This window comes from Saprospiraceae bacterium (assembly GCA_016717265.1).
In the GTDB taxonomy this organism is placed as follows: domain Bacteria; phylum Bacteroidota; class Bacteroidia; order Chitinophagales; family Saprospiraceae; genus Vicinibacter.
In genome coordinates this window covers 3,347,266-3,362,582 of sequence record JADKFX010000001.1, presented here as the reverse complement: position 1 = coordinate 3,362,582, position 15,317 = coordinate 3,347,266, and the positions used below count along the sequence as shown (strand labels likewise).

General features: G+C 33.1%; 12 protein-coding genes. 3 read left to right on the top strand and 9 right to left on the bottom strand.

The genetic code is table 11. From position 1 onward, the window contains the following. Positions 1-9 precede the first annotated feature (9 nt). The 9 genes from IPO86_13285 to IPO86_13245 all read right to left on the bottom strand — a co-directional run bounded on the left by IPO86_13285 (position 10) and on the right by IPO86_13245 (position 12,140). The gene (locus IPO86_13285) at positions 10-1,494 is read right to left on the bottom strand and encodes an acetyl-CoA carboxylase biotin carboxylase subunit (GenBank protein MBK9729079.1); all 1,485 of its coding nucleotides are present in this window, start codon (positions 1,492-1,494) and stop codon (positions 10-12) included. Continuing rightward, complete coding sequence (locus tag IPO86_13280) at positions 1,491-2,519, bottom strand: hypothetical protein (protein ID MBK9729078.1); 1,029 nt, start codon at positions 2,517-2,519, stop codon at positions 1,491-1,493. Before IPO86_13280 ends, IPO86_13285 begins: the two co-directional genes overlap by 4 nt. Continuing rightward, positions 2,519-3,013, bottom strand: coding sequence for an acetyl-CoA carboxylase biotin carboxyl carrier protein subunit (locus IPO86_13275; protein MBK9729077.1), 495 nt, complete (start codon positions 3,011-3,013; stop codon positions 2,519-2,521). Before IPO86_13275 ends, IPO86_13280 begins: the two co-directional genes overlap by 1 nt. Positions 3,014-3,063: 50 nt before the next feature. After that, complete coding sequence (gene lhgO, locus IPO86_13270) at positions 3,064-4,263, bottom strand: L-2-hydroxyglutarate oxidase (protein ID MBK9729076.1); 1,200 nt, start codon at positions 4,261-4,263, stop codon at positions 3,064-3,066. A gap of 92 nt (positions 4,264-4,355) precedes the next feature. After that, positions 4,356-5,609: a T9SS type A sorting domain-containing protein gene (locus IPO86_13265; GenBank protein MBK9729075.1), complete on the bottom strand. Its 1,254-nt coding sequence runs from the start codon at positions 5,607-5,609 to the stop codon at positions 4,356-4,358. Between the two features lie 12 nt (positions 5,610-5,621). Then, complete coding sequence (locus IPO86_13260; GenBank protein ID MBK9729074.1) at positions 5,622-6,608, bottom strand: aldo/keto reductase; 987 nt, start codon at positions 6,606-6,608, stop codon at positions 5,622-5,624. A gap of 69 nt (positions 6,609-6,677) precedes the next feature. Further along, the gene (locus IPO86_13255; protein MBK9729073.1) at positions 6,678-8,240 is read right to left on the bottom strand and encodes a T9SS type A sorting domain-containing protein; all 1,563 of its coding nucleotides are present in this window, start codon (positions 8,238-8,240) and stop codon (positions 6,678-6,680) included. Between the two features lie 24 nt (positions 8,241-8,264). Beyond that, positions 8,265-11,141: a TonB-dependent receptor gene (locus tag IPO86_13250; protein MBK9729072.1), complete on the bottom strand. Its 2,877-nt coding sequence runs from the start codon at positions 11,139-11,141 to the stop codon at positions 8,265-8,267. Positions 11,142-11,246: 105 nt separating this feature from the next. Then, entirely contained in the window at positions 11,247-12,140 is an 894-nt protein-coding gene (locus tag IPO86_13245; protein ID MBK9729071.1) for a glycosyltransferase, read from the bottom strand. 329 nt (positions 12,141-12,469) lie between these two features. Between IPO86_13245 and mqnE the strand changes: the two genes are divergently transcribed. The 3 genes from mqnE to IPO86_13230 all read left to right on the top strand — a co-directional run bounded on the left by mqnE (position 12,470) and on the right by IPO86_13230 (position 15,184). Beyond that, complete coding sequence (gene mqnE / locus IPO86_13240) at positions 12,470-13,651, top strand: aminofutalosine synthase MqnE (protein ID MBK9729070.1); 1,182 nt, start codon at positions 12,470-12,472, stop codon at positions 13,649-13,651. Positions 13,652-13,808: 157 nt separating this feature from the next. After that, positions 13,809-14,435, top strand: coding sequence for a histidine phosphatase family protein (locus IPO86_13235; GenBank protein ID MBK9729069.1), 627 nt, complete (start codon positions 13,809-13,811; stop codon positions 14,433-14,435). Further along, the gene (locus tag IPO86_13230; GenBank protein MBK9729068.1) at positions 14,432-15,184 is read left to right on the top strand and encodes a hypothetical protein; all 753 of its coding nucleotides are present in this window, start codon (positions 14,432-14,434) and stop codon (positions 15,182-15,184) included. Before IPO86_13235 ends, IPO86_13230 begins: the two co-directional genes overlap by 4 nt. The last annotated feature ends 133 nt before the right edge of the window (positions 15,185-15,317 follow it).

Below are 15,317 nucleotides of genomic sequence, written 5' to 3'. Positions count from 1 at the left end.
TGTAAAGGATCAATTGAATGTCTTTCTATTTTGAAACCAGCTACTATCTTCTAACTTTGGTGTAATGAGTTGCCGGTTTTTTTGAAGGTATGCAAACAATGCAATATATCCTATTGCTTCGGATTCCTCCTGGTCGTTGAATGTATCTAAATATTGTGAATAGTATTTTTCAATAAAACCTGTATCGAATTGGCCCTGAATAAAATCTGGATGTTCCAACACAAAATGACCAAAATCTAAAGTGGTTTCTACACCTTCTATTTCAAAATGCTGAATGCCAAATTTTAAATTTTCAATAGCTTCTAATCGATTTTTACCGAATGAAATTAATTTTCCAATCATCGGATCGTAATGGATTGGAATTTCCATGCCTTCTTCATAACAATCATCTACGCGAATGTAATTTGCTTTTGGAGTTTTGTATTTTGTGAGTATACCAATACTTGGAAGAAAATGATTCGTAGGATCTTCTGCACAAATTCTCAATTCCATACTATGACCATTGATTTTTAAATCTTCTTGATTAAATGGCAATGCGTTGCCTTCTGCTATTTGAATTTGTAATTGGACCAAATCTAAACCTGTGATCATCTCCGTAACAGTATGTTCAACTTGTAATCTGGTATTCATTTCCAGAAAATAATAATTCATATTTTCATCTACTAAAAATTCGACGGTTCCAGCCCCTACATAGCCACAGGAAAGTGCTAAATTCACAGCATCTATTCCCATTTGTTTTCTGATAAAAGGTGTTAAACAAGAGGAAGGGGCCTCTTCAATAATTTTTTGATGTCGTCTTTGGATACTACATTCCCGTTCAAATAAATACACACCGTTTCCATGGGTATCTGTTAAAACTTGAATTTCAATATGACGTGGTTTAGAAATAAACTTTTCAATAAAAACAGCCCCATTTCCAAAAGCAGACATGGCTTCATTGGATGCTGATTTTAATTGCTCCTCCAATTCATTTGCATGCTGCACTAAACGCATTCCTTTACCTCCACCACCAGCAGATGCTTTTATTAATAAAGGAAAGCCTGTTTGTTTTGCAATTTCAGTAGCTTCTTCAATAGATTCAATTGCTTTGTCAGTGCCAGGTACGAGCGGTACATTTTTCTTTCTTGCAGTTTGTTTTGCTTCAATCTTACTACCCATCTGTATCATCGATGCAGCTGGTGGACCGATAAATATTATATCATTTTGTGTTACAGCGGTAACAAATGCAGCATTCTCACTTAAAAAACCATAACCTGGATGAATTGCATCTGCTCCTGTTGATTTAGCTGCAGAAATAATAGTATCCATTTTTAAATAGGATTCTCTTGAAGCAGCAGGCCCAATATAGACTGCTTCATCAGCAAAAAGTGTATGTTTTGCATTTCGATCTGCTTCACTAAATACAGCAACTGTTTTAATTCCCATTTTTTTTGCAGTGCGCATGATACGCAATGCAATTTCTCCACGATTTGCTATTAAAATTTTCTTAATCATGTATTGAGTTTATTTTGGAGTTGGAACCAAATATTTTTTGAGATTTTTTCTGTTAGATCTTCCATAAAATAGGAGCCCGCCGAGGCATCTAAAAGTCTATCCATGTATGCCTCTTGTTTTAAAATATGTTGTATATGTAATGTAGATTTTATCGCTTGCAATTCAGATGAACTCTGTAACATTTTTGCATCTGGAATTACTATATAATCACCGTTTGCAATAGAAGCGGATAAACAAATAGATGCTATCTTATATAAGTTAGAATGAAAATCGGAAGTTAAACTTTGACGATCTATATGCAATTCTATGATTGGGAGAATCGAAATATTTAAGGTAGCCCACAGTTTATGGATTACTAGTTTTAAGGCTCTGGAGGCACAAATATTTAAAAGAAAATCATGATTTAAATAAATTTCAAAAATAATATGTTCATTTATTTTATTACAGATTTTTAAATTTTCAAGTAAATTAATTAAGTTATCAGCCCAGGAATTTAAATTGGATACATAAAATCGGGAAAATAAATCTACCTGGTTTTTTATATTATTTTGCGCAGCACCTGTTTGATATATTTTGCATGAATTACCATACTTGTCAAGTAAATTATTTTTAAAATTATTTAAATCACAAGTTGCATCAAAACTCCAGCGACTTGCAATGAGGTCTAAATAAACTTGATGGAGTAAATAATCAGTGGTTTTAATATCAGGTTCAAGTTCGAAAATAAAATGGATATATTCTGCACCCTGTGTAAGCGCGTGGTCTAATTTTAATTTTGCTTCTTCTGGATTTGAAATTCTGATTTCTAGTCCGCTTTTCCAAAAATCAAGAGTGCCATTCGATTTTAAAACGTTTCCTTCATTTGTTAAATCTGTAGGAAATGCAAATGCATTTGCAAAGATCTCGTCTTCAATGTGAAAATTAGTTGGTGGCAGTACTTTAGCTGCGTTTTCTTCTATGATTTGACGAAGCCAAGAATCTTTGTTTTGTGCTGGCCAATTTCCAATGAATTCATTTGTTTTCATCACTTTTCAGAAAACGTAATGAGAATTTGATTTTTTTCAATTTTATCTCCTTTTAAAACTCGAATTTCTTTGATTTTTCCTTCCTGAGTTGCTTTTAGGATATTTTCCATTTTCATGGCTTCCAAAGTAATAAGATGATCTCCTTTTAGAACCAAATCTCCAACTTGAATTGGAATTTCTAATACCATCCCGGGCATAGGAGCTTGTAGAGAATCTAAATGATTCGCTTTTGAATCATTATAACCGAGCGTTTGAATTAATTGCTGGATTGGATTTTTAATTTGAATTATTTTTTTTCGTTTTCCAATTTTTAATTCAATAGTATTGTCTAATAAGGAGATATTCGTAATCGAAGCTTGAAAATTTTTATTGTTGTGGAGTATACGATATGTGTCAGGCGCAATTTTGGAAATTCCTTTCTCAGAAATTTCATCTTCTGTTGCACGAATTATATGTTCGCCACAAATCGCCTGAAAAGTAGGTTTAGTTTCCATAATTTAAAGAAATGCAAAGATAATCGTTAGCAGCTAAGGATTATAGTTGTTTAGTGCATCTCAAGATACCAATTCGCAATTTGTTTGCCAATTGATAATCCAGCAGTTGCGGCTGGAGAAGGTGCATTGCAAATATGAATCATTTTTGATTTGCGGATCGCTACAAAATCTTCAACCATGTTACCATGAATATCAACTACTTGAGCACGAATTCCACAACCTGCCGGTTGGAGGTCATCAGATGTAATACCCGGGGTCATTTCAGAGGCTTTTTTGGCAAAATAGCTTTTAGAATAATTTCTTGCATATTCGCTGATCCCTGTTTTCCAATGTTTGGCTATGAGTTTCCAAAAACCTGGAAATGCTAATATATCATAGCTATCCTTAAAATTTATTGAATTATGATGATAAGATTCCCGATCAAAAGCCATTACAGCATTTGGCCCTAAGGTTTGATCACCATTGATTAAACGGGTATAATGAATGCCTAAAAATGGAAACTGAGGGTCGGGAACTGGATAGATAAGATGCGTTACAATATTTGCTTTTTTAGAATTCAGTTTATAATAATTCCCTTTAAATGGAATGATTCTAAAATTTAATTTTAAGCCGCTTAATTTTGCAATACGATCTGACTGTAGACCCGCACAATTTATAAAAAATTCAGTTTCGTATTCAGATCCATCCTCATTTTTAACAATGAAACCTGTGTTGCTTGGTTTAATTTCTATTATTTTTTTTCCAATCTCAATTGCAGAACCTTTATTTTCAATTTCAGTTTTCAATTTTTGAGCAATTATTTTATAATCTATAATTCCTGCTTGCGGCACATAGATCGATTCAAGACAACTTACATTGGGTTCTAATTCCAAGGTTGCTGTGGTACTTAGCAATTTTAAATTCGACAAGCCATTTTGAATTCCATTTTGATAGATTGTATGAAGTCTCGCTTGTTCCTGTTTTTTAGTGGCAACGATTAATTTGCCAATTAATTTGTATTCTATTTGATGGGTATTACAAAATTCAATTAATAATTGATAGCCTTGTATGCAATTTTTAGCTTTATAGGAACCCGGTTTATAATAGATTCCAGAATGCATTACCCCTGAATTGTGTCCTGTTTGATGGGTTGCTATAGCAGCTTCTTTTTCTAATATTAGAATTTTTGTATCTGGCTTTAGTTTAAGAATTTGATAAGCCGTTGATAAGCCAACAATTCCAGCTCCAGCGATTACAATATCAAATTTCATGTATTAATTTATTCAACAAATTTATGGACCTGTAATCATTCCAATAGCGAAACTATTTGAAGATTAAAATATCTAATATTCAAATAATATAACTAAAGCTTCATCCATCGAAGTGTTTTAGATTGCGTATTGTTTTGAAGTTTAATAAAATATAAACCTGCATGGAGATTTGCAATATTGATAAAATGATTTTCGCGTAATTTATCTTTTTGAATCACATTCCCAGATAGATCTATTATGGAATAATTACAATCACCCGCGATGAATTGTATTTGAATGGTATTATATGCAGGATTTGGACTAACAAATGCATCGACCAATGAAATATCACCGACTGCTGTAATTGTTTTACAAAGAAATGGTTTTGCTTGTTCAATCATATAATTTATAACTGCAGCTTCATCATGTGTTGCATGTTGATTGCCAGAATAGATCCAGGTTTCATAATAATTTGGATCCAGACCCATATGTTTGAAACGATCATTGATCATACAAGAGCCGTATACTATCGGATAATTTGAGGAGATAAAAGGAATTTGATAGTAGGGTGTTTTAGCTAAACAAGGCACTACAGGATCATTTTCTTGATGATAAGAAAATACTGCAATGCGATCTTCTGCTGAGATACTTGAAGTGTCAATTAACGCGCCAAAGATGTTAAATACACCTTGCACTTTATCATCGTATCCATTCAAGTTTAATAAGCCATTAATGGGTCCAAGATCTGGCCTTTGTTTATTTGCAATAGGTGTAATGGCTCCGGTTTCTTTTGGTTTTTCAGAATCTTTATCTAAAAAAGCAGCATTTAAGGCTACGATTGCACCTGCACTAGCACCGCCAATCCAAATTCTATCAAGATCAATTCCATATTCAAGATGTTTTCCTTTTAAAAAGCGAATCGCGCCTTTCATATCTGTGGCTCCTCTATATCCAGCGCGCAAAATTTCTGCAGCATCATAGGCAAATGGTGGGTTCAAACCAGCATAGGGTCCGTCAAAACCAAGTCTGTAATCTATCGTTGCAGTGACAAATCCTCGTTTCGCTAATTCTTCACAAACAGCTGTAAAATCTTCCCGTTTTCCCTGAAAAAACCCTCCGCCAAAGGCCCATATTACCAAAGGTTTAGAAACTTCTGCTGCACCTATTGGAGTATACACATCAACAAATAAAGAATCCATTGCATTTTGGTAATCTGGAAGGATTCCATAGAGTATTTTCTTTTCGACTTTAAAATTATACCGGGGTGTAAGATAGTCGCACTGTGCGGTAATGGATTCTTTTAAAATAAGGCCTGAGAGCACTAACAATAAAAGCTTCAAATTCATTGTAAGAATACTGGACTTCATTTGGTATAGATTTTAATAAGGTGGATGAATTGGTTTATTATTTAAAATAAGTTCAATTTTTGTATTTATTTCTTCCGTAAATAATGGAAGAATATCTAAAGAACAGATAGTTTCTTTTAATTGTTCCAGACTGGTAGCACCTAAAATAACAGTACTTACATTTGGATTTTGGGCACACCATGCAATGGCTAATTTAGCTAAAGACGTTCCCAAACTTTGTGAAAGTTCATGAAGCTGTTTTGCAATTTTTAAGTTTTCAGGTATCAGGTTTTTCTCTTTTAACCAATGGTATTCTTGGAGTGCAAACCGGCTGTTTTTTGGTATTTCATTATCAAGATATTTCGAGGTTAATATACCTGCAGCGAGTGGTGACCATATCGTAGTGCCGAGACCTACTGTTTTATAAATTTGACTAAATTCTACTTCCACTTTGTTCCGGGTGAGCATATTGTATTGCGGTTGCTCCATAACAGGTCCGATAAGATGATTTTGACGTGCAATCATATGGGCCTCCATAATTTCCTGTGCTGACCATTCTGACGTTCCCCAATAAAAAATTTTACCCTGTAGAATCAACTGATGCATTGCCCAAACAGTTTCTTCTATTGGTGTTTTTTTATCGGGCCTATGTGCAAAAAACAAATCGAGATATTCTACTTGTAATCGCCTTAATGCTTCATTGCAGGATTCGAATATATGCTTTCTATTCAGCCCTGTCATATTGGGTCTTTTGTCACCCCGACCAAAAAATGTTTTACTAGAAACTAAATAGCTGCTGCGATCCCAATTTGTTTTTGATAGGACATTCCCCATTATTTTTTCGGATAATCCATTTGCATATATTTCAGCATTATCAAAAAAATTAACCCCATGATCATATGCAAAAGACATTAATTCTGCAGCTTTATTTTCATCCACCTGATTTGCAAAGGTAACCCAAGAGCCAAATGAAAGAAGACTGACCTGAAGGCCTGATTTTCCTAAATATCTGTAAAGCATCTAATGTTTTTGTTTAAAATAGAAAGGCTGCTAATTTAGCAGCCTTTCTGTAATTATTTTTAATTTGATTTATTTGAGAACAATTTTTGAAAATGATTCTCCTTTATCAAAGCTTAATTTTAAAAGATAAATTCCACTATTTAATTCATTTCGATGAATGGTTAAATGATTAGAATTAATTTTTGAAAAAGTCTTAACGACTCTTCCATTGATATCCATCAAATAAGCAGATCTCATTTGAAAATCAATATGCGTATTCACGTTAAATTGTTCTTCTGCAGGATTTGGAGCTACTTCTAAACCTACACTTGAAGGATCCAAAGTAGTGGTACCCGTGAATCTGCTTAAATCGCAATTTAAACCCAATGCAAGGCATGCTCTTGGGGCAGCGTAATTTAATAAGGTATCAATAAATCTACTGGCCTTTTCTCTAGACATATCAGGATTTGTTTGTAATCCTCTTGCATTATTAATATTACTTGAAGACCAGAAATCCCAAGGTGAGGAATCAAATGCGCTTTCTCTAACCAATGGATACAGCCCATCAAGACCATCATTTAATGCATTTGCAGCTAAGGTATAGGGATCATTAAAGAATTTTGATGCTGCATTAAATGAATTATTATTTCCATAAGCAGTGTTCAATAATTGTATAATATAACTACCTTGAACTTTTACAACTTCAAGTGGTGGTGTTACAGGAACAACTACTAATCCTTCTTTATAAGGTGCAAATGGGTCTGTGATACTTTGCATAGAGATTACTGGCGGTTGTCCTGGGTCTATCCAGGCAGAATCACCTACAGCACCTCCCATATTAACACCCAATTGAAAAGATGATGAATATCCGATATGATTTGGATAACATAACGTGTCTCCATCTGGAACCCCTAATAAGGCACCAAATCCTGGAGGAACAATACCTGCTGAAGTTGCATTTAAATTTCCATTGATCCCTTCAATAACCATTGGTAAGATTCCGACCGGAGTAGAAATTAAAAATTTTCCATCAGATGCGGTAGGTATTTTTGAATAACTATCCAATGCACCTAAGTTTGCAGCAACATAACCACCGGTTCCTTGTCCCCAAACTGATATTCTTGCAGTATCAATTCCAAATCGATTGCCGTTTTCAGTAACGTCTTTTTTGAAAAAACGAATACAAGTGCTAGCATCCTGCACACCACGGTATGCAGCATTAATCAATGAAAATACACGGATATCTTTACTCGTATTTACTGGATCCCAACCTAATCTGTAATCAACAGAAGCAACAACATAACCCATTTTTGCAAGTCTGGTGCAAATTTCAACACAGGTAGAATCACGTCTTGTGCCACTGGTTCCACCATTTTGTGGATATGGTAAAAAATTACCTGTATGATAATACAAGATTAAAGGTCTTTCTGCTTTTGAATCTCCTTCTGGACTATAAATATCCATTAAAAGTTTTTCGGCTACCGCCTGTTTGATCTGAGGTATATTGACATAAAGAATCGTCGCATTAACTCCATATGTAATTGTAGTGTCGATCTTTACAGAATTAAATACTGGATCCAGATATCGCTCCTGTGCAGAAAGTTTTATCAGAAACGTTAAAGCAATTAAGAAAATGAGTACATTTTTTTTCATAGATTTTAGTTTTTAATGATTGAATTATTTTTTCTTCCATTCGTATAAAATGGCAAAGTATGATAACCTTCCTAATAATGGACCTCCATATGTTTCATAATGTAAATTATTAAACAAATTAGAAGCACCCATTTTAAATGTGGTATTCCACTTTTGACTTTTCCAGTTGATTTGAGCGTCTAATAAATTGTAAGCTGGCAAATGTCCAGTGAATTGAGGGGATCCTTCAAAAACAAAATCCTCCACCCATTTATAGTTAATATTAAAACCAATATTTTTAAGTTTGCCGCCAAATATTTGGATATCCATATCTCTTCCTGAAAATCCTAAATTGTATTTATTTTCAGGCGTATTGAATGCCGGAATGATAGGATCTTTTTCATTCGTTTTAGTCAATTTATTTAATGAGTAATTACCGCTTAAAGCAAAGTATTTTGAAAAATAATAATTAATACCAAACGAAAATCCTTGTGTCTGAACATTGTTTGTTGAATTTGCAGAATATCTATAAACCTGTGTGTTTTTTGGAAATCCTGTGACAGCTTCAAATTCAGATTTTATACCGATATTATATCCAATGAAATTACTGTAGGTGCTAAAATAATATCCTGCATCAAAAAAGATACAATTAAAGAGCGTAGTGCGTGCACCCAATTCAAAAGTTTTAACTTTTTCTGGTTGTATTGGATCAATATCAAAGTATTCAATAGGCCTGCTTTTATTACCTAAATAGGAGATAAAAGATTCTATGGTTATTAAACTATCTGCTCCCTGAAGATTCCCGGAAAGGATTGCCCGACCTACATTTAAATGTAAATATTGATCTGTCAATGTTGGGTTTCTCAGTGCAGAAGAAAAAGATGCCCTTAGGTAAGTATTCTTTTTTGGGTTGTAAACTAAAGAAGCAGCAGGTGTATAAATAAAATCAAAGTTGTCATTTTTATCTAATCGAAATGCGAAATTTATATTCAGTTTATTGTCAAATAATTTTTTAGTGGCTCCTGTATACAAACCGTATTCAAAATTTTGGATGCGAATATTATTGGAATCAGAAAAAATAGTTCCATCAGAATATGGTCTGTACCATCTGGTATTTCCACCGATTACCCAATCTTCAACCCAACCTGGATTGAATTGATACTCACCCTGCGTATGGTATAATGCCGATTGATCATAAAACAAGGTGCCTTGTTCCGTTGCATTTGATTTCGAGCTTATAATTTTATTGAATAATGCATTGAATTCTGGCGAGCCTGGTTGTAAGAAATCTGTTGTTATGTCGGATGGATTCGGACTTTTTTTGTTAGCATAGTCTTCTGCTAATCGATGCCAGGATCTTAAGGTATCGGAATATTGTACTAACCATTTTCGAGCAGCATCATAATCAAATGTGGCAAATCCTTTTATCGGGTCATAGATTAATTTAGGATATCCAAGATTCCACATTTTGGTACTTGAATTATTATTTAATTGCCACCATTGTCTGTAATTGAATGCCCAAATTTCATTATTCTTTGTCTGGTCAATTATTTTTATCGCAGTAAAATATGGATCATAGGAATCACCCGCATCTTCGTTGGTAGAATATGCACGCAAGAAGTATTTGTTTTCTTTGCGCAATTCAATCCGATTTTGATAAAATAAAATATTTTTTAAAGAAAAACGATTGTCACCCTGATAAACAGTTGTTCCGGATCCAAAACTACTTGCAAGGATAAGTTCTGGAGAATCAAATTTATTTTTTGGTTTTAATCGAAAATGTAAGGCGACATTACCTTTATAATTTTTAGTATTATAATCTACAAGATCTTCTTCTTTATAACCTGTACGGTAAAAGATACGAAGGCCCGGATTTGTCCAGTAATTAGATTCTGTACCATTTAAAGTTTGATTACTGGTCAAGTCATTTAAGGAATAATATTCATCACCATAAATATTTACAGCATCCCACCGACCTGGATTTGGGATGTTATTTAATGAAAATATAGAATCTTGTTTAATTCCATCTATTGGGTTATAATTATTTGCAACCCAGTCATATGCTTTTAAAAAAGAAAAATTTAATTTAAAACCTATAAAATCATTTCCAGATTTGTTTTTAAACACATCGGCATATCGTAATCCACCTTCAATTAAATTACGTTCACCTCTTTTTAACATTACCGAGAGTCCTTTGTGATAAAACGGACTTTTGGTTTCCATTTTAATAACGCCATTGAAAGCATTCGGTCCATAAAAAGCAGAACTTGCGCCAACAATAAGGTCAACTTTTAAAACATCTAATTCAGAGCAACCCAGAAAATTTCCTAATGAAAAATTTAATCCTGGTGCTTGATTGTCTACACCATCAATAATTTGAAGCGACCGAACCGGACTGGTGCTATTAAAACCACGCGTATTGATAACCTTGAATCCAAGACTGGCTGCTGTAATATCCACATCTTTTAAACATCCTAAACCGTCATAAAAATTTGCAGCTGGGGTTTCTTTAATGGCTATTAAATCCATCGATTCAACAGTCAAAGGGGATGATTTTTGTTTTTCGCTAATACGCTGTCCGCTAATTTCAACAACATCAATTAAAACAGATTCTTCATCTAATTGAATATCTATTTTTTTAGCATCTGTAAATTGCATTTCTTTGGTAGCATATCCACTATAACGACATTCAATCGTAACTGGGAAATCGCCTTGAAACTTTAACAAAAATTCACCATCAAAATCGGTGACCACTCCTTGGGCTGTTCCTTTTATTAAAATGGTTGCACCGATGAGGGGGTCTCCAGTTTTCGAGTCTTTTAACCTGCCAATTAGGGTCGATTGTGAAAATATTTGAGCGGAGTAATTGAATAAGAGCACATAATAAATTATAGCGAACGCTAATATGTTTCTTTTTTTCATCGTTTTGCTGAATATCTGTTGAAGAATCTAAAGGCAAGTTAACGAAATCATGGCAAATCCTAAATTTTTTATTAACAAGTCCAGAGAAAGGAATTTAAAACGCTTTCAAAGCTTTATTTTAAACCGGATAAAAAGTCCTAATTTATAGAATGAATAGAATCGGAGTGACGGATTATTGCCCATCAAATTTCGAACAATTTTTCGTTCAAAATATCGATATATTAGAAAGTATAAGGAGTGCAGTCCGCAGGATTTAATGAAATGGTAGAGAACTATTAATTTAGTTGGTATAATTTGTTGTTTTGAATTTATTTGTATGATATTTTTTATTGCTTTCGACGTATTCCGTAAGAAAAATTTCACAGGGTGTAAACCCAAATGTAGAACTGGATTATCGATATGTAAGATCTCAATTTGATGTTGTTTTAATTGCATCGCCCAAAGACTGTCTTCATGTCCATATAATTTTATATTTTCATCAAATGGAAATTTTAAAGCAATCGATTTATTTACTATAAAATTTACAGTATGAAAACACAAATAAGGATTTTTGAGCCTGTATTTTAGTGATGGATTTTCTTTTTTTAAGCCATATTTCCAATGCAAAAGTAAGCGTGTGTCTTTTGGAACATCCGATGGATATAGGCAAGAACCATAAATTACCGGATGTTTTTCATTTTGGATAGTATCAATATAATTTTTAATAAATGCTTCATCCATTAATTGAACATCACAATCCAAAAATAGAAGATTATCAAATTTTGCTAAACTTGTAAGTTTGTTTCTTGCGGAAGATCTACCGATGTTATTGGATAATTGAACCTTCGTTAAATTTTTGTGTGTAGGAAGTTTCGAATTAATGGTTTGAAAAACAGCGGAAGATGCATCATCAAGGCAAATGATCTCAAAAACTATTTTATTTAGTTCACATTGTTGAATTAATTGCAATACCAGCGTATTCATATCATAATTAAAGACTGGTATTAAAATGGAGAGCATGCTACAAATGTATCAGAATTATTCAGCTTTTACAAATGTATATTTGTTTAGATTTGAAAGGATTCCTTGGGAGCAACAAACTCGTCTTTTGGATTCTCACCTTACTATACATGCATGGCATAAATGCATACTTTTTGAGTATTTAGGGCATGGTTAAGTTCATTTTGTGAATAAAAGTTAAGAAACAATCTTAGAATTCATCTTGTAGTATATCGGTTTATAACTATAATTTTAAAATCATACCTTTTATATTTCATTGGTTAGGGTGGATTTAGTCAACACTCTCCTAAGTTATTTGTTATAAATTTGTATTTATATTTTACAGAATAATGATTTTAAATCACATGATGCCAGATTTGCAATCCACGCATGCGCAGTTAAACAGCATTCGCAATAAGGTATACTCAGGACATCGGATTAGTTTTGAAGACGGACTTTATTTGTTCAAAAATGCAGATTTATCGTGGCTCGGTAGTGTCGCAAATTATATTCGGGAACAGAAGCATGGAGATAAAACTTATTTTAATAAGAATTTTCATATTGAGCCAACAAATGTTTGTCTGTATACTTGTTCATTTTGTTCGTATTCAAGATTAATTAAAAAGCGAGCAGAAGGTTGGGAGTATTCATTGGAACAAATGATGGATATTGTCAAATCATTTGACGAGAAACCGGTTACTGAAGTTCACATTGTAGGTGGTGTCATGCCAAAATATGATTTAGAATTTTATTGCAAACTTTTTGAAGAAATTAAAAAACATAGACCGGGATTACATATTAAAGCATTGACACCCGTTGAGTATCATTATATTTTTAAAAAGGCTAAGGTTTCATATGAAGAAGGGATGAAACAAATTTTAGATGCAGGTGTCGATTCATTACCAGGAGGAGGTGCAGAGATTTTTGATGAAAAGCTGCGTGACAAAATTGCAGGAGGCAAATGTTCATCTGAAGAATGGTTGAGAATCCATGAGATTTGGCATAATTTGGGAATGAAGTCAAATGCTACGATGTTGTATGGTCATTTGGAAACTTATGAAATGCGTGTGGATCATCTGGAACGTTTACGCTTATTGCAAGATAAAACAAACGGGTTTCAAACGTTTATACCCTTAAAATTCCGGAATCAAAATAATGAGTTGTCTTATTTGGAAGAAGTATCCATCATAGAGGATTTACGGAATTATGCAATATCCAGAATTTATTTAGATAATTTTGATCATATTAAAGCGTATTGGCCTATGCTGGGCAGAGACCATGCTCAATTGTCATTGTCATTTGGGGTTAATGATATGGATGGTACCATCGATGATACCACAAAAATATACTCTATGGCTGGTTCTGAAGAACAAAGTCCAAGTATGACTACCGGACAATTAGTTTCACTAATTCAGCAAGTTGGAAGAACTGCAATTGAAAGAGATTCTTTGTATCATCCGATAAAAGTATTTGAAAAAGGTGAATTAGCAGAAGATACTAAGCGATCTTATTATCAGTTGCCAGTTAATTAATAGATTTCTTAAGATTGCTTTTAAATACTTAAATTTGTGAATGATAAATACAAACCTGGAGGGTTGAATTTAGGGAGGATAAGATTAATAGATATTAATAATATTTGTTAATAGTAAACTCAAATTGAGTTGAGAAACGATTGTTGAATGAAGTGTTATGAATCCAAAATTAATTTACATATTGAGGCATGGGGAAACAAACCAAAATCGGCATGGAATTGTACAAGGGAGAGGCATAAATTCAAGTTTAAATGAAATTGGAATTGCACAGGCAAATGCATTTTACAATTATTATAAAGAGATTCCATTTGATGTATTTTTTTGCTCAAGTCAGAATCGCAGTTACGAGACCATTCAAAATTTTGAGAACCATGTTATCCCAATCGTTAAAGATCATAGATTAGATGAAATTGGATGGGGTGAACACGAAGGGAAAGCAGGAGATCCCGAGCTTATGTTGAAATATACCCGGATTATAAATTCCTGGTCTGATGGAAATTACCATGATGCTGCTGAAGGTGGCGAAAGTGCGCATGTTTTAAGTGAACGATTGAATTCTTTTATTGAGGATTTGGAGAAAATGGATTTTAATAAAGCATTGATATGTACTCATGGTCGCACGATGCGTGCAATGATTTGTTTGTTGCAAAAAATTCCTTTAAGTTATATGGAAGAAGTTAAACACCAAAATACAGGATTGTATATTAGTTGTTTTCAACAAAATCAATGGAAAATTTTGCAAGAAAATGATAGTAGTCATCTTCCAAATTCTTTTGTATTTTGAAATTAAAAATTGCAACAGTGCAATATTTAAATGCACTCCCTTTTCTGGATGCCTTGCGTCAAATGCAACAAGATACTATATTAACACTTATAGAGGCAAAACCTTCCGAATGCGCAGCATTGTTATTAAATGATAGCGTAGACATCGCTTTATTACCGATAGGAGCAATGGAAGATTTTCAAAAGTTATTTGTGCTTACTGATTTTTGTATTGGGTGTTTTGGAAAAGTGCGCACCGTAAAATTATTTTCAGATTTTCCAATTCAGGATGTTCAGCAAATTATATTGGACCCATCTTCCCGATCTTCAAATTTATTAATTAAGACTTTGGTAAAGTATCATTGGAACCTAAAGACTATTATTTTTTCATTTCCCGAAGCAGCTAAAATAGGATTGAAAACGGCTAAGCTTAAGATTGGAGATGATGTATTTGAAATTGAGAATACATTTAAATTTGAATATGACTTAGGAAAAGAATGGAATGATTATGCTGGCCTTCCTTTTGTTTTTGCATGTTGGGTATCTAAAACGAAACCAGATAATTCCGTACTTGATAAATTGAATGAAACTTTTAAAGCAAGTATTTTACGACTTCCTTCTTTAGTTCAAACATTACCATTGCAGAACGTATCAAATCTATCTTCTTACTTTGCTGAGAATATTTCGTATGACTTAGATGAAACTAAAAAGGAAAGTATCGTTAAGTTTATGGGACTAGCTAATATTAAGACGAATCTAATATTTAGCTAGGATTTGTAATTGAATGTTAAGCGAATAGACTATAAAGTTGAATGTCAAATTTTTATATATAGATTAATTTTATATGTTACAATCTGTTGAAAATCAATCTTTTAATTATTTTAAAAAAAGTAAAATGAATTCT

What these genes read in the sequence shown, in the direction of transcription:
- IPO86_13285 (MBK9729079.1), bottom strand. Translation starts at nt 1,494, where the DNA reads ATGATTAAGAAAATTTTAATAGCAAATCGTGGAGAAATTGCATTGCGT.
- IPO86_13280 (MBK9729078.1), bottom strand. Translation starts at nt 2,519, where the DNA reads ATGAAAACAAATGAATTCATTGGAAATTGGCCAGCACAAAACAAAGAT.
- IPO86_13275 (MBK9729077.1), bottom strand. Translation starts at nt 3,013, where the DNA reads ATGGAAACTAAACCTACTTTTCAGGCGATTTGTGGCGAACATATAATT.
- lhgO (MBK9729076.1), bottom strand. Translation starts at nt 4,263, where the DNA reads ATGAAATTTGATATTGTAATCGCTGGAGCTGGAATTGTTGGCTTATCA.
- IPO86_13265 (MBK9729075.1), bottom strand. Translation starts at nt 5,609, where the DNA reads ATGAAGTCCAGTATTCTTACAATGAATTTGAAGCTTTTATTGTTAGTG.
- IPO86_13260 (MBK9729074.1), bottom strand. Translation starts at nt 6,608, where the DNA reads ATGCTTTACAGATATTTAGGAAAATCAGGCCTTCAGGTCAGTCTTCTT.
- IPO86_13255 (MBK9729073.1), bottom strand. Translation starts at nt 8,240, where the DNA reads ATGAAAAAAAATGTACTCATTTTCTTAATTGCTTTAACGTTTCTGATA.
- IPO86_13250 (MBK9729072.1), bottom strand. Translation starts at nt 11,141, where the DNA reads ATGAAAAAAAGAAACATATTAGCGTTCGCTATAATTTATTATGTGCTC.
- IPO86_13245 (MBK9729071.1), bottom strand. Translation starts at nt 12,140, where the DNA reads ATGCTCTCCATTTTAATACCAGTCTTTAATTATGATATGAATACGCTG.
- mqnE (MBK9729070.1), top strand. Translation starts at nt 12,470, where the DNA reads ATGATTTTAAATCACATGATGCCAGATTTGCAATCCACGCATGCGCAG.
- IPO86_13235 (MBK9729069.1), top strand. Translation starts at nt 13,809, where the DNA reads ATGAATCCAAAATTAATTTACATATTGAGGCATGGGGAAACAAACCAA.